General features: G+C 58.2%; 10 protein-coding genes and 1 pseudogene. 3 read left to right on the top strand and 8 right to left on the bottom strand.

Annotated elements, in window-relative coordinates; genetic code table 11:
- Positions 1–91: 91 nt before the first annotated feature.
- The 3 genes from ACMFWR_RS32830 to ACMFWR_RS32820 all read right to left on the bottom strand — a co-directional run bounded on the left by ACMFWR_RS32830 (position 92) and on the right by ACMFWR_RS32820 (position 2,819).
- Positions 92–496, bottom strand: a complete 405-nt coding sequence (locus tag ACMFWR_RS32830; protein ID WP_413197560.1) for a hypothetical protein — start codon at positions 494–496, stop codon at positions 92–94.
- A gap of 487 nt (positions 497–983) precedes the next feature.
- Complete coding sequence (locus tag ACMFWR_RS32825; RefSeq protein ID WP_413197559.1) at positions 984–1,460, bottom strand: PRC-barrel domain-containing protein; 477 nt, start codon at positions 1,458–1,460, stop codon at positions 984–986.
- A 900-nt stretch (positions 1,461–2,360) separates the two neighbouring features.
- Positions 2,361–2,819 carry a response regulator gene (locus ACMFWR_RS32820; protein WP_413197558.1) on the bottom strand — a complete coding sequence of 153 codons (459 nt, stop codon included), beginning with the start codon at positions 2,817–2,819 and terminating at the stop codon, positions 2,361–2,363.
- Positions 2,820–4,044: 1,225 nt separating this feature from the next.
- On the opposite strand from ACMFWR_RS32820, the gene ACMFWR_RS32815 reads away from it, so the two are divergent.
- On the top strand, positions 4,045–4,431 hold the full coding sequence (locus ACMFWR_RS32815) for an NUDIX hydrolase (RefSeq protein ID WP_413197557.1): 387 nt from the start codon (positions 4,045–4,047) through the stop codon (positions 4,429–4,431).
- A 929-nt stretch (positions 4,432–5,360) separates the two neighbouring features.
- Here ACMFWR_RS32815 and ACMFWR_RS32810 read toward each other — a convergent pair.
- The 3 genes from ACMFWR_RS32810 to ACMFWR_RS32800 all read right to left on the bottom strand — a co-directional run bounded on the left by ACMFWR_RS32810 (position 5,361) and on the right by ACMFWR_RS32800 (position 9,777).
- Entirely contained in the window at positions 5,361–7,481 is a 2,121-nt protein-coding gene (locus ACMFWR_RS32810; protein ID WP_413197556.1) for an FAD-dependent oxidoreductase, read from the bottom strand.
- Positions 7,482–8,129: 648 nt separating this feature from the next.
- Positions 8,130–8,318 (bottom strand): hypothetical protein, encoded by a 189-nt coding sequence (locus tag ACMFWR_RS32805; RefSeq protein ID WP_413197555.1) that lies wholly within the window; start codon positions 8,316–8,318, stop codon positions 8,130–8,132.
- Between the two features lie 781 nt (positions 8,319–9,099).
- Positions 9,100–9,777, bottom strand: coding sequence for a hypothetical protein (locus ACMFWR_RS32800; RefSeq protein WP_413197554.1), 678 nt, complete (start codon positions 9,775–9,777; stop codon positions 9,100–9,102).
- A 258-nt stretch (positions 9,778–10,035) separates the two neighbouring features.
- On the opposite strand from ACMFWR_RS32800, the gene ACMFWR_RS32795 reads away from it, so the two are divergent.
- Positions 10,036–11,361 (top strand): chloride channel protein, encoded by a 1,326-nt coding sequence (locus ACMFWR_RS32795; RefSeq protein ID WP_413197553.1) that lies wholly within the window; start codon positions 10,036–10,038, stop codon positions 11,359–11,361.
- A gap of 27 nt (positions 11,362–11,388) precedes the next feature.
- On the opposite strand, the gene ACMFWR_RS32790 is transcribed toward ACMFWR_RS32795, so the two are convergent.
- Both ACMFWR_RS32790 and ACMFWR_RS32785 read right to left on the bottom strand, forming a co-directional pair.
- Positions 11,389–11,637, bottom strand: a complete 249-nt coding sequence (locus ACMFWR_RS32790) for a hypothetical protein (protein ID WP_413197552.1) — start codon at positions 11,635–11,637, stop codon at positions 11,389–11,391.
- A gap of 36 nt (positions 11,638–11,673) precedes the next feature.
- Positions 11,674–13,545: pseudogene (locus ACMFWR_RS32785) on the bottom strand (chloride channel protein).
- Between the two features lie 853 nt (positions 13,546–14,398).
- Here ACMFWR_RS32785 and ACMFWR_RS32780 point away from each other — a divergent pair.
- Positions 14,399–14,764 carry a DUF6723 family protein gene (locus ACMFWR_RS32780; RefSeq protein WP_413197551.1) on the top strand — a complete coding sequence of 122 codons (366 nt, stop codon included), beginning with the start codon at positions 14,399–14,401 and terminating at the stop codon, positions 14,762–14,764.
- Positions 14,765–14,912 lie beyond the last annotated feature (148 nt).

The raw sequence follows: 14,912 nt of genomic DNA, 5'->3' as shown, positions 1-14,912 counted from the left end.
AGGCATGGACAGCGCGTCGTGCTCGACGCTAACGACTTCACATAACATATGCGTGCTCGCATCGATACAGATTAAGTGGCGTTCGATGGTTTTACAATGACACACACCGGACGAGCGCGCCTGCGTGTTGCTTATGCATACCACGTTGTACGCCCAAGGTGAGCGAAGCGGTACTCATATATGCCGCACGCCGGCTCAACAGCACAATCAAGGCGGTTTTGTCATCAAACATGGTGAGCAATGCTGCACCATTGATCGTGGTAACGCCTGCGACATTGATGTCCTGCGCTGGCTTTAACGCGCGGCTCGCGAGCATCGACCGTCGCACGACGTCGTTGCTGTGATAGCCCGTCGACGGCCATATAATAGACGAACCGATGAAGTCTTCGACCGTCATCCAATGACCGGTCGTATTCCTTGCGAATAGCTGAGAAATCACGAGAAACGTAAGGAGCTCGGCTTGCGCAGAGGGGTTGCGACGAAGGGTGGCGGTCATGGCAGCGACAGCAACAGTGGCGGCTTGAGTGTAGGACGCAAGTGCGTAAACTCAAGCTCGCGACTCACCTTCACAATTATGTAAGCCATCGCCGCACATGCGTGCTGTCTCTTGCAATGGGCATGGGACTACGACGATGGGAGCGGGTCGTCAACCGTAAAACCGACGACTCCAAATCCCTATGTTCGATACGCGAAATTAGATACGCGAAAAACGGCTCAATCGAGCCGGCATGGAACGCCATCTGCGCGAACAGGGTAGACGGATATATGGCTGCAAGTCAGGGCAGCGCCGCGCGCGAAAACACGTTGGCCGGTTTTCTGACGGTGAGATCTTTGCTGCGTGTTGGTACATCACTGCAGCGTGCGAGCGATGAATCGACTCGCAAGCGCGAGGTCGGCTAGCGCCCTCAACGGCTATCTATTTAGTTCGCAGAGAGGACGAGCGGCCGCACGTTGCAGCGGCCACCTGCTCCCAACATCAAACCTTAGTGGTCAAGCGACTGACGCGCAACCGGATCGTTCAGGTCGGCGACAGGCGTGTCCTGCCAATACGGCGTGCGATTGTAGTACGTGTGCATCGAGGTACCCCACGACGCGTCTGCCATTGATGGCCAGTGGTCTTTGTCGAAGCCGGGATCGTCCTTCAACCGCTGAGCAGCGATATCGACGCGGAAGCATTTTTCTTCGGTGTCGAGTGTCAATGCGCCCCAAGGAATCGCATGTAACGTCGAACCCATACCGAGGAACCCGCCTTCTGAGAGCACCGCATACGCGATGCGACCAGAACGTACGTCTAACATGATGTCGGAGATTTTACCGACGTGTTCACCGTCTGACGTGAGCACCTTGTTGCCATCAAGCGAAGCCGCCGCCATCACGTCCGGACCCGGACCCTCTCCGCGGCCGCCTCCAACGATGCGAGCGCCGCCCTTTTGTACGCCTTGCTGCGAAATGGAACCCATAGCCGCCTCCATAAAACAAGTAAAGGAGCAATCTACGACGCAAGCGACGTTCCATCTCGGTGCGGTTTTAGACGGTGGGCCAATGCCGGGCATTAGCGCCGACGAATGGCTTGACGAAGCAGCACGCTCGGGATGGCTTTCTAGTTGCAAACGTCACGTCGCGGCGGCTTCTCAGGTTCGCGCGTCGGTACGGAAGTAGGGATGTCAGGGCACGGAGACACAATGCGAGCCCGTACTTCGAGAACGAATCTGACAACAGCCGCTCTCAACGCAAGGACGCTGTCGTCGCATTCCGCAAGCATGGCGTGTCCGCCGACCAAGGCGTACGCCACGCCGCACGTGCCGAGGGTAGCAGCCCGCACGGCTGTTTGCGCCTCATCCGAAAGATCACGCTCAAGCGCGAGCCACCGCAATTCGTTTTCTGACATCGGCATACATATCTCCGCAGGTACGGCTTCTAACGCATCATTTCGGTTTAAGGAAAATCGGAATATCAAGACCCGCCGCCCACGTGCGCTGTCGGCGTTTCGCGCGCCTTGCTTAGTAGCACAGAGCGCACCCGCGCCTTCGATACACCCAAACATTGCACGGCTGCGTCAGCTGTTCATCGACTGGGGACAGACATTGCTGACGGTCATCGCTCGCGACTGGCAACCGCATGTTCCTCACGGGGCCGAATAGCGCTTTCGCCACCAGCGCAGCCACCAGACTTGCTGTCCACGTCAACGTCGAAGTAGAGGCTAGCGCCACCAGCGGCGAGCCTCAGACCAGGCCTGCAAGCGACTCTGCCGGTCAGCACGAGTGTCTGTTGAGGGAAATCGCAACGTTGCCGCGCTTACTATGGCCACGATGCATCACCTGCAAGATTCGACAGACGCAGATTCTGCCGCGCAGCGGTAGCTAGGACATGAGGGATCCGTGGAAAGCCAATACGCCCGTCCTTGGTCGCACGAGGTCTCGTACGATGCGAAGCAAATGTTCGATGTCAGCGGGCTTGGCGCATAGTGCGTCAAATCCGGCATCTCGGTAGACACGGTTATCGGCCTCAAATGCAAGTGCTGTCAGAGCGATAGCCGGCGAAGTCGTTCCCGTGCTTCTGAGCGTACGCAACACCGTTGTTCCGCTCATGTCCGGCAGCGTGATGTCCAACAGGAGGAGGTCTGGTTCGAAATTTCCACAGGCCATTATGGCCGACGCTCCGTCAGATGCGACGGCGACCCAATACCCTCGAAGCGTAAGTAAAGTGGCCACAACCTCAAGTGTCTCGTGATGGTCATCCACCGCCAGAATGCGAGGGGGTGCATGGAGTGAGTGAAACCCCGAGTTCCATTGCTCGCAACGTTGAAGGCGCCGATGCATGGCTACTAATCACGAATACTTAGGCTCGCAACGACCATCTGCTGGCCATGGCGAGGTGCGCATCGCACGCGTTCTCGGTTCGCCCAAATACTGCCCCGCGTGACACCCGAGGCAGCAGAGTGTTGCGCGCGCCCGCATTCGCAAGAGCGCTTCCCACGGTTGCGGGTGGCCGATCCGACATTCAGCTTTACGGCCACTTTGCCCATCTCGCGTAATATTGGGGCCATAACTGTCTCCCGGCGTTCGAACCCTCATCCATAGCCAGGCGCGTGCCTGACATCGCCAAACGCCTGCCCGAGGGCGATTTGCTGCACGTGCGAAATCCGGGATAATGCGGCTCGTCCTAGTTTGGGCCCGCGACGACTGGAATCGGCTTCGCGGCGAAGCCATCACCGAGTCGCGTTGGTTCCAATCTCCATCCCCAGCGCGCTGCGTCTCTCGCGTGGGCCAAGGACTTCGTGGCTATCATAGGCGCACACTTTAGACGGCGTACGAATAGCACTCTGTCCGACGCCTTCGCGCGCGCCACGTCTACCCCCTTTTCAACGAGCCTCAAGACCAAAGCTCTTGATTTCGAGCAGTTCACGCGACGCTCCATGAGCTTTGCATAGGGCCGCGAGGTTTGTCATCAATTCGAGTTTGCGATTCATCCTGATCTGATCTACAAAACATATTCGACGGTAGGGCATGTGACTTGCGTCCTGCGGACGAGTGAATTCCACCGCGCTCAACCGCGGAAAAACGGCATGGAATCGGTCTCTCACGGGATATCTTCCGGCTAGTCATTGGTGGCAAGCGGGGGTGCTCTCCGTTCGGATTGCCGACGGGGAGGCTCCGGTATCGTTGTCGACATCATCGTTGGTACCGTCGGAACACGAAAATGGATGGCTCGGCGGAGAACTAGGTCTCCTTTTGGGATGCGTTATATTGGGCTCACTCATCACGGCCCTCATCGGCGCAGGCATTTGCTATTTGTGCTGCGCTTGTTCGGGCGGAGTGGCCGGCGGGCGTTCTAATGCTGGTCGAGTTTGATGGATGCCTCGACCGGACACGGGCTGCTGGTAGGACTGAATGATGTGCCGATGCATCGGAAGGCCGCGCCGGGCAGCGACGGCTGCGCCGACATGGGTGAAGACTGAACTCAACGGTGGTCGAGTTCCACGACAGCCCACCGAACGCATCGGTGGATCCGAGGTGTCAGACGAGCGCGAAAGGAAACCGAAGTATGAAAGTCCGAGCGACTGTAATTTGCCGGCGCGCCAACACCTTTTTGCTCGTGGGCAAGGCCAACGGCGCCTGGGCTATGCCCGGCGGAAAGCCACATTGCGGAGAACCCCTCGAAGCGGCAGCCGTACGCGAACTGCACGAAGAGACGATCCTTCGGGCACGCTCAGTTCGATACCTGTTCGAGTTCGCGGGGAGAACCACCGTGCATCACGTTTTTCATGCAAACATCGACGACCACGACGTTGCTATTCCGAGCCAAGAAATAGCTCAATGCGCGTGGTTCACGACGCAAGAAGTCATGGATTCAAGCGCGAGCGTTTCGACGAAGACGATAATCGAGATCGTCTTGACTGAGCCGACGCGATTCGGGATGCTCGAGGTTTAATTGTTGTGTTCTGAAAGCCAGCCTACGGCCGCCTGCAATCAACGCCGCATGAACGAACGTGCTTGCACACTTGCAGGCTATCCGCTCGACGATGGCTGCCCGATACGGTAGGAAAAGCCGTGCTTGTACCGAATTGGAGGGGGAGATGCGGCATGAAAACTACCATGGTTACGTGCTGTGGGGGCATGCAATAGCCCAGTGGGATGAGCTGTCGGAGAAAGACTGCTACGCGGCAAGTGGAACGGTTACCAAGGGGCGAACATTAGCGCACGCATCCGGGGCGCTTGATATCTTCGAAGAGGAGGCCATGGCCCTGGACTTCGGTATCGCGTGGGCCAGAGCGTGGGTAGACACCCACGGGTAGCAGTAGGAGTTTTTACCACACGTAGTGCGTATGATTCGGTGACGCACTTCTACCTAATCGGCGTCTCCGATCATTCCCTTGCGATAAGCATTTGCGGATATTCAGTGACTGCGCGCCAAGTCGAAACGAATAAAATGACGCAGCATGACGCATACGTGTGACGCGCTTCTTTGCAGAGCATTTCGGCTGACCTTCGCGGGTATATCGGTTGCGCGTAGGCGCAGCGTAGCGCGTGCGACGTGAGTTCTGCGCTCCCTTTCTTGGTGATTCTCGCAACGTCGACATGGAGGCGTCGCAATGAACGCTTCTGTGGACGTTCGTCCGTGACAGAGCAGCGGGCTCTCTAGTCAAGTAGAAAGCAGTCGATAGAGATTTGAGGTAAGGCTTAGACATCGCGTTAGCGTTTGCTTTGGATGGTAGTCCTCGACGGAGGCGCACACATGGCTAAGGCTCAGATTGAAGAGCGGCCGCGTGGGATACGCAAGTGGCTGGGGCAATCTGTATTAATTAGGCCTGGCAGATCGTGCACACCGCGATCTCGCTAGCATCCAACCGTGATGGTCGGTTAGTCAAACTCGTCGATGCGGAGGCGGCGACCACCGTCAGTTCTCTTTCGCGCGTCGCCTGTAATAAGTCGTGTGCTGCGCCGGTAGGTCAGATATGCCCAGAGCCAATCAACAATGACGATCATCCGGTTCCGTCCGCCGGCCAGAAAGGCGATGTGAGTTGCACCCCAAAACCACCAGGCAGGCGCTCCCCAAAGCCGAAGCTTGCCGATCTCGGCGACGGCAGCCTGTCTGCCGATTGTGGCAAGGTTACCGAAATGACGATAACAAAACGGAGGTGGAGGACGTCGCGCCGTCAGCTCCGCAACGATTAGACGTGCCACATATCGTCCTTGTTGTTTTGCGGCAGGCGCCAGACCGGGAGCCGCTGTGCCGTTCCAGCTTAGGGAGGCTGCTGTATCGCCGATTGCGAAGATACGTTGCAGGCCTGGTACGGACAGATCGTCTCTTACTGCAATCCGACCGGACTGTTCAGCTTTCAAATTGAGCCATTGAGCTGCAGGTGATGCTTCGACGCCCGCTGCCCACAAGACGGTGCGAGCTTCGATGCGCTGCTGGCCAATGTCGACACCATTATCATCCACCCCTTGAACGCGAGTCTCGAGACGAACCTCGACACCGAGCGCTCGCAGAGAGTCCTCCGCTGCGCTCGATAGCGCAGCGGGGAATGCGGGCAGAAGTCTCGGCCCTGACTGCAACAAGATAACGCGTGCCGTCGATGGATCAATCGACCGGTATTCTTCTGTCATACCATGTCGAGCCAGTTCAGCGATAGCTCCGGCCAATTCAATTCCTGTAGGTCCCCCGCCAACGATTACGAAAGTCAGGCACGCTGCGCGCTCAGTCTCGGTTGCTGCGCTTTCGGCCTGTTCGAAAGCGCGCAACAGTCGACTGCGCACGGCCGTCGCATCGTCGATACTTTTGAGCCCTGGCGCAAAGGGAGCCCAGGAGTCTTTTCCAAAGTAACTGTGGCGAGCACCCGTGGCTAACACCAGATAATCGAAGTCGACTCGCGCCATGCCGATCTGTATCTCCCGCGCAGCCGAATCGACTCCTGTCACTTCTCCCAGTCTGACCTGAACATTGCGCTGATGACGGAACAGGCTGCGGATAGGCGTGGCGATCTCGGAAGGTGATAAAGCGGCGGTAGCCACCTGATAGAGCAGGGGCTGGAAAAGGTGATGATTGTGCTGATCGATCAGCGTGATTCGACAGCGGGAATTGCGCAACCCCTGCACTGTAGCGACGCCTCCAAATCCACCACCGACCACTACGACGTGCGGCAGGTTCTCCGGCACACCGTCGATTCTTTGTGCTCGCATTCGGAACCACCGGGCCGCCAGCCAGTCGAGTGAAAAGGTGCCAGCACCCGCCGCTACCACTAACAGCAGCAGAAACAGAGATGCCAAGCGGTCGTCCGTTGACATGGCAATACCGGCTACAGGGACCATCATTGCGACGAACAATGCAGTAAGCCGCGTAGCGCAGCCCAGCGCAAACAACAACGCGAGAGCTACCGCAAGCCATGCTGGATGGACGAGAGGCGCGGAACCAGTGCCCAGCATGGCGCCATGTACCCACGACATCGTCGGGAGCATAGTGTCGGCGATCGAAACGGCGAATGCCGCACGAACCGCGAATAGCAGGAGAGGGCACAGATAACGTTCAATCCGGACATAGGCTTCCCGCACGAGCCGGATCGGGCGGAACGGAACCCATGACAAACCTCGCGCCAACAGGTTATCCACCGATACAGATCCTGCACCGCTCACAACCAGCCATGCAAGCAGGGCGAGTCTGACACCCTGTGTACCCACGCCCAAGGCGCCGTGGCTACCTGAAATGACTTCTGCAATCAGTACGAGCGCGACTGGCCGCGTCAGCAAGCCTATGGTCAGCAGCAGTGGCACAACGCCGTGGAGTGCAGCGTCGAGCCCTGAAGGAACATGCAGGCCGTCGGAAAATGGACCACCGTGGCTCGTTTCCGCCATCGCCATAATCTGGTGTACGAAGACTACCTGCCCGAACCAGAGCCGCGTAAAGAATAGCAACCAAGGCGTGCAAACCGAACGCAGGACAGGACCGGATACGGAGGCAAATCGAAGAATGTTTCGCAACATGAGGGCAGTCATTCCACAAGAACGAAGGTCAGCGGAAGCGAACCAACGAGAGTGTTTGAAAGTGTCCTGCTCGCGTCCCAGGCAGTCTTGTTTGCGCAAGAGTGTAGGTAATCTAACTGCTAGTTCGTCTGCGACAAGAAGGTGGTTACAGCAACAGACCAGCTTTCTTCGGGAGCGATCTCTGGTTCCGCCATCGGGCGGGCGCGCATAGCGGTGCGGATACCTGGAGGCTCGAGCGCTTCATGCGGGACACATGGCGTCGTATTCGTGCTGTGGTCGAGTTCTATCGGATGGGTCAGTGCACGCCAGTAAGAGCGCAGCTTTCAAACAGGGCGGGTGCTATGGCTTACTTACAACGGTTTTGACAATGCTGTTGGAGTGCTGGCGATCAGCGCGCCCTCTTAAAGACAGACGTCGAGTCTTCGTGAGTAACAGCTAGAAATGTTGAAGTGACTTAGCTGGGTGACGCGGGTGGGGGTCACAAGGTCGTCAGGCCGCAAGAGCGTGCCTTTCCACCCGGTGGCCACCTTATCAAAGAAAGCGTTGGATTAGGTCGTCGGAGATGGCGGTGCGTGACACGCGATGAAAGAACACAACTTCTTCCGTGGCAAACGATCCGCGACTCACAACGTGATCGACGTCGACGATCTATTTTCTGTCCGGTTCGTCGTCAAGTTCGGCATCGAACCGAAACCACCCTTTCGTTTTTCGAGCGAGCCCCTGAGGGGCATGAATGCTCGCTTCGGGCCGCCGCGCCTTCCATGCCGAGAGCACGGGATGATGCAGTTTGTTCGGTGAGCCGATATGCTCGACGGGCCCGACTGCCAATACGGTCATGGCTAAAACTTCCGTCAGCGTGATTGGCGGCCATACTCTGTCTTCCCCGACAAGAGCCGCACGACAGCCATGCGGGTCGGGTGTGGACACCATAGAACGATACTGCTTGCCCATTGGCAAAGTACAAATCCTGCCAGAAGGCTGTCGGCATCAGTCGAGATGTCCTGCAAGGACGATATGGTCCGCTGACTCGATGCCTGCACCTTCAAGAACGCGCGACGAAAACAGGAGCGCCGTCACCTAACGCGCTCAGGGCGATGCTCCCCGCGCCGAATAGTGTGTGCGGCATCAAGTAATGCTCGGAAGAGGGGTTCAGAAACTCACGGTTATCGTCCGCTAGGGCTTGCCAGGCTCGCCGGCGACTCATTGCTTCTTCACGATGACTATGCGATACCGCAACCACAGCGCGTACGCGCCCGCCTGAGCGCCGCTCTGATTTCCCCGCGACGGGTGAGTCGGACGAGTTCACCTGAAGGGCTTCGTCCAAGATTCGATTCGGAACGGTGGCGTTCACGTTGCCGTAAAAAGCGGTGACGAAGATGACGACGGCTTTAGTTAGCTTAGCGAAAGGGGACTGCATAGTTGTCTTCGAAATCTGAGGGGTATACCGACGTGGGACCACCCTGTCTGGGCCGGAGCGCTGTCAACGGAGTTTCACGCGAGCTAGGGGTTATCGTTCGACCTCGCACCAGCGGGTCCAATAGTAATGCCCATAAGCAGCAGCACGTATCCTCATTAACACGTAGCGATCGGCCTACAACCTCCGCGTCAAAGCGGTCCGTCATTCCGAACCAGCACGAGGCGACGACGGCTGCACCGTCGCAGCGCGCGGGCGCGTATTGCGCTCGATCGCCATGACCGTTAGCAGCAACGTAAGGGTCGCGGCAACTCCGAGCAATGTGCCGAACGCGCTGCGATAGTCGGCGAGTTTCTCGGCGGTACGCTTCTGGGACTCTGCGGTCTCGGTGACGCGATCGATATTGATCCGTGCATACTCGCTCATGGCTGCCGCGACATAACGCTGGCGGTTGTCCCATTCCCACGATGCCGCGTGTTGATTTGCTGCTGTAATCACCTTGGTCAAGCCCGCGACGAATCCGCGGCGATCGCGCGCCGGGATGTCGTCAAGCCACCCATTGAGAATCGGTTGGCTCGTCGCATCGCTGGTCAAGACCGTGTTCAGCGGCTTGGGAATCTGGATGCCGGCGGCATTCGGCACATCGATATCGGAGCCTCGCGCGCTAGAAAATCCGTCATTTTCCGATTGCGTGCCAGGAATGGTGGCCAACACCGTGTCAACCGATACGGGCACGCTGTCATCAGCGTTACCGGCCGTGACGCCGTTCGTAACAATGCCTATTCCAACGAGCAGCATCAAAACGATAGCGCCAAGGAGCAACACCTGGCAGACAACCCCCGCGACGCTGAAAAACACGCGCCTTTCCGATTTCGCTGTCATTTTTTCTGGTCTCCGTCTACTCGTTTCACCCAGTTCGCAGAATACATCGGAGCAACCGGCATCCTTTCAAAACAACAATGCTCCGAGCCAGTGATACCCTTGCCCCGACGCTCAGAGTCTATGGACATCTAACAGTTCCCGCTGAGCCCGTCGAAGGCGATAGAGAAAAACCCGAGACGATTACGCAACGGAGACGGCAGGTGGCTGCGGGCAAGACAGGACCGGTATAGTTACTTTTTCGCGCAAAACCAAAACGTCATGCAACTCCGAGTCCGGACAGGCAAGTGGTCCTTTCAGCACGCCTACAAACTTTGGCTTCACTACGGGGTATTCTGGATCGGGGCCGTTGTCGTAGGGTTGATCGCAGTACTCTATGCACGCTTGATCGATTTCGGCTACGACCTGTTTCTCAATCACGTAGCACACAACCGATGGTTACCGTTGCTCGTGACACCGGCTATCAGCGCTGCATGTGTCTGGATAACAAGGCGCTTCTTCGACGGTGCGGAAGGTAGCGGCATCCCCCAGGTGATAGCCGCATTGAATGGTCCGAGGGGGTTGGGCGAGCGCCTGCTGACAGTTCCGATCTTGATCGGCAAGATTATCGTGTCGTTCCTGGGCATCCTCGGCGGTCTGACGATAGGTCGAGAGGGCCCCACGATTCACGTGGGCGCTTCGCTGATGTTCAGCTTACGTCGGTTCTATCCGGCGCGGTTTAGCGCAATCCACGGCGCAGCGCTTGGGCGCAGGCTCGCACTGGCCGGTGCGGCCGCGGGTCTTTCCGCGGCATTCAATGCCCCCCTCGCAGGTGTCGTGTTCGCCATCGAGGAACTCACGCGCAGTTTCGAGGCCCGCACGAGCGGTGTGCTCATCACCGCCATCATCTTCGCGGGTGTCGTGTCGCTCGGGCTTCAAGGCAATTACGTGTATTTCGGAACTATCGACATCGGGCCGCGCCTTCCGGATCTGCTCGTCGGCGCGGTACCGCTTGTGGGGCTGCTTACGGGTATCGCCGGAGGCATCTTTTGCTGGTTGCTTCTCAACACGAAGCGTTGGATGCCGCAAGCCGTTTTGAGCATGCGCGCGCAGCGTCCGGTTGGATTCGGCGCCGCGTGCGGTTTGCTGATCGCGGTAGTCGGGATCGCCAGTTCGGGCCATACGTTCGGTAGCGGCTATGCGGAAGCGCGCTCGATGTTGGAAGGGCACGGACAGGTCACTGCGCTTTATCCCGCATTCAAGATGATCACGATGGTGGGATCGTATCTGCCGGGGGCACCTGGCGGATTGTTCGCCCCGTCGCTGGCCATCGGTGCGGGTGTCGGCAATGCGTTGCACATGCTGTTCTCGCAGATGCAATTGCCGATGTTGATCGCGCTGGGGATGGTCGGTTATCTTGCCGCAGTGACGCAAAGTCCGATTACGGCATTCGTGATCGTGATCGAAATGATCAACGGCCACGCCCTCGTCATTTCGCTGATGGCGACCGCGCTGATCTCCAGCCGTGTTTCCCGGTTCTTTGCCCCACCCTTGTATGAGGCGCTGTCCGAGAGGTATCTGCCGCGACCTCATGACGATGCTCGATAGCAATCCTGCGAGGCACGTGACCCTCTGTCAAAGGCCGATGAAATAGACGCGAACGTCGACTTCGCTAGCCCACGCTCGGACTTCCTCGACATCGGCGAAGTCCCGTGCCTCGCCTTTATAGAGGCAGCAAAACCCACTCGCTGTTTCGTATGCGATCACCCACTGGAGCTCGCCTTCTTGCTCGACTGCATCATGAATCGCGGCCTTGATGGAATTCCAGTGCAGCGTGGCACCAACCCAGTGGCGAGCTGCTTCCAGCCATTGAATTTGCCTCATCTATCGATCCTCGTCTTCACAGCTACCGCGCGTCGGTCAGTGCTTGCCGTGAAAGATTCTAATGCTGCTCGCGACGGAGTCGGCAACGTGTTCCTTCGCAATGACGCCCAACACCCGCACGGGTGCGTGCGCGTCATCCTGCTCGATGACTACCGCCATGGCAGCATGCTGTTTCCAAAGCCGTGAGATAACCCTGAAGGCGATTTCGTGCTGCGCTACGACGATGAAGTTGCGCTGCGCAAGCTCCGCGACCGTGATGTCGGATTCCGCTTGGTTCACGGCGCGCCGCAGGCCGATGTTGATGCGCAAGACGCCCAAAATTCTGTCATCCCTTGTGACCACGACGTGCCGGAACAAAAAGCCCTCCGAGCGCGGCACAATTTCCCGAAACGGCGTTGCGTGGTCAAGCACGAGCACATCCGTTTCCATAACCTGACCCGCCACCTGCACGAGAAACATGTTGGCATGGAGTGCGTTCGGAATGACATGGCCCCTGCGGCGCAGCTTGAGGGTATAGATGCTTTCCGCCGTTAGTAAGCGGCGCACGCCGAGGCTGATGGCCACCGCAATAATCATCGGCAGCACGATGTCGTAGTCGCGCGTCATTTCGAAGATCATTACGACCGCGGTCATGGCTGCTCCCGTCCCGCCACCCACCATCGCACCCATGCCGACCATCGCGAATGCGGGTGCGCCAATCGGCGCGCCCGGCATCGCCGCTAATATGAGTGAAGCGATCGCCGCACCGAGCATGGCGCCGATGAACAGTGACGGGGAAAACACGCCTCCGGACGAACCCGACCCGAGGCTTACCGACGTAGCGAACAGCTTGCACACAGCAAGCAACAGCAGGAACAGACCGCCTTGCAGTTGCCCATACAGCGTTGCTTGAATGGAGGCGTATCCTACGCCCTCCACGTAATAATTCCCGGCGCTGCGCCAAAGGGCATACATCAGCACACCGACTAGCAACATTCCATAAGAGTGCCGCAGGTAGCGGTTGGGTATGCGGTCGAACGCATCTTCGGCCCAGTGCAATGCCCGTATTAGCACGGCAGCGGCAACGCCTGTCGGCGCGCCGAGTAACGCATGCAGCGCCAACGTGAGCGTGATACTTCACTGATTGGGGATTGCGCCTAGTTGCGCCGGAACGGGAAATGCCGCGTCCCCGCCAAAGAACCGACGCCCGATAAACGTCGCTGTGCCCGTAGCTAACACGACGGGCAAGAACGTGTCGACGCTGATTTCGGGCGTCATCACCTCGATCGCTAAAAGGCCCCCATCGATTGGCGTGTTGAAGGTCGCTGCGATGCCTGCGCCCGCGCCGGCCGCCACGAGTGTTATTCGTTGGCCTGCAGTCATCCCAACGAGTTGTCCGAGGGTCGATCCAAGTGCCGAGCCGATCTGGATGATCGGCCCCTCGTCCAACTGCAGCTCCCGATCCGATTGCGAACGCAGATGCTGCCGATTTAACGAGCGCAACCACAGGACGAATGATGCCGCCCTTGTAGTAGATCGCTCCACTACCTCCGGTACGCCGCGCCCCTTGGCCTCGGGAGCAAAGTTCTCGGCGATCCAAATGGCGAATCGGGCACCTACGACGGGTACGAAAATGACAAATACACCCCACGGAGAGACCGGTGTGAAATGGCTCGCATCGTAGGAAAACGATATCTGACTGAGAAGGAGCAGGTTGTGGACGAACCCGACTAGGTCTCTGAACACGACTGCGCCGATACCCGTAATACATCCGACAACTAATGACAACGCGAGCAGCCACGGCAGAGCGAGCGGATCCGCCGAATCATCGTCCGAGGGCGGTGCCGGAACGGGTTGAAATGGCGCGACCCTTATGCGGCGCTGCGTGCTGCGTGTCGCTTCATTCGTATTGTCCGCTTCGCCCGTCATGGTCTGGCTTTCCTCCGACATGCTCGGTCCCTCAGCGGCGGCGATGTTTCCATATTAGATGGCCATCGCTGGATTTTCCGAGCGCAGGCTACTACGGCCCTGGGATAGCACGCTGATGCGCGCGAAGCGGGCACGCGCTTTGCCCACCGGGGCGCGGTCGATCACCCCGCGCGCATGTGCGGCGAATACGGGCATAGAGCGTGCTGATAGCGAATCGAAGATATGACGCTGTGTCGTCCACGTGGGTCATCACGATGAAATTCAATGCGGTTTTGGTATTGGGAGCCGTCGCCTGCTGCACGGCATTTGCCGCGGCGAGCGCGCACGCGGATCAACGCGACGACGAGAGTCGTGCGTGCAGAGGTGATGCATTCAAGCTCTGCAGCTCGGAGATCCCCGACGAAGACAAGATTGCGACGTGTATGAAGCAGCACGTCAACGAGTTGTCAGCGCAATGCCGCGTGTATTTTGTCTCGAAGAAAATGTCGAAGTAGCTGACGGCATGTATCGGTTTCAACCGGTGCGGTCTTCGAAGGATGTAATGAACGCAGCCCCACCGCGTTAAGAAACGATTTCCTCGAATAGGCCTGCGCAATATGGGCTGGTCCATATCAGCGCTCTCATCTTTTGGGGCAGGTTTTTGGGGCCCTCAGAGCGATGCCGTAGAGGCCACGACTGTCGACTTCGAACGCTGTTGCGTGCGGTCAGGTGCTTCGTTCTCACGACCGTGTTCGATTGGCGTTCCCGGCAAGCTTTTGATATCAGCTCATCTACACCGCACCGGGCTGGGTAGGAGATTTCGTCGGCGCCCAACGTCGCTGCGAGTCGCAGGCAGTGTTGGATTGGACTCTGTATGGCACGCGTGAAACGACGGGTCTTGCGCCTTCGCCGGCCAAAGCATGCCGAGGAACCGATGACTTTGAAAAGAACGATGCGTGAATCCAAGATCGAAACGCAGCCTAGTGCGCATGGCGCGAAGAGCAAAAGCCAACGTCCGCTGACTGAATGTGACTACCAAGTCCGGGTGTCGTCGGCACAAATATCAACGGGATGCTTCTACGCGCGCGTTAAAATAAAGCGACTACAAGATCGCAAGATGCTTTTTCCATGCGTCGGAAGCGGCGCACCGGGGCCGTTCACCTCCTCGGCTTTAGCTCTGGAGGCGGGTCATGAGCTTGCTCGCACCATCGTCGCCGCAGACATCGCGCGACCGGAGTAGGCATTGCGAATGCACGGCGACCTCTGCACTTGCAGTGCGACATCCCTGTCTCGATCGACAAATATTTCACATGGAGTTCATTGCAGCGGGAAGTCTCGATACTCGTGGCCGCCCCGTTGGTCGATGACGGCTGCGACGGGTCGCACTC

The sequence above is a fragment of the Pararobbsia alpina genome, assembly GCF_965118125.1.
Taxonomy (GTDB): domain Bacteria; phylum Pseudomonadota; class Gammaproteobacteria; order Burkholderiales; family Burkholderiaceae; genus Pararobbsia; species Pararobbsia alpina_A.
Note: the sequence above shows the minus strand (reverse complement) of the source record. Positions and strands in the feature narration are given on the sequence as shown.

Bases quoted from the DNA above. Each gene is read 5' to 3' on its own strand.
- ACMFWR_RS32830 (WP_413197560.1), bottom strand. From the start codon at position 496: ATGACCGCCACCCTTCGTCGCAACCCCTCTGCGCAAGCCGAGCTCCTT.
- ACMFWR_RS32825 (WP_413197559.1), bottom strand. From the start codon at position 1,460: ATGGGTTCCATTTCGCAGCAAGGCGTACAAAAGGGCGGCGCTCGCATC.
- ACMFWR_RS32820 (WP_413197558.1), bottom strand. From the start codon at position 2,819: ATGCATCGGCGCCTTCAACGTTGCGAGCAATGGAACTCGGGGTTTCAC.
- ACMFWR_RS32815 (WP_413197557.1), top strand. From the start codon at position 4,045: ATGAAAGTCCGAGCGACTGTAATTTGCCGGCGCGCCAACACCTTTTTG.
- ACMFWR_RS32810 (WP_413197556.1), bottom strand. From the start codon at position 7,481: ATGTTGCGAAACATTCTTCGATTTGCCTCCGTATCCGGTCCTGTCCTG.
- ACMFWR_RS32805 (WP_413197555.1), bottom strand. From the start codon at position 8,318: ATGACCGTATTGGCAGTCGGGCCCGTCGAGCATATCGGCTCACCGAAC.
- ACMFWR_RS32800 (WP_413197554.1), bottom strand. From the start codon at position 9,777: ATGACAGCGAAATCGGAAAGGCGCGTGTTTTTCAGCGTCGCGGGGGTT.
- ACMFWR_RS32795 (WP_413197553.1), top strand. From the start codon at position 10,036: ATGCAACTCCGAGTCCGGACAGGCAAGTGGTCCTTTCAGCACGCCTAC.
- ACMFWR_RS32790 (WP_413197552.1), bottom strand. From the start codon at position 11,637: ATGAGGCAAATTCAATGGCTGGAAGCAGCTCGCCACTGGGTTGGTGCC.
- ACMFWR_RS32780 (WP_413197551.1), top strand. From the start codon at position 14,399: ATGGCACGCGTGAAACGACGGGTCTTGCGCCTTCGCCGGCCAAAGCAT.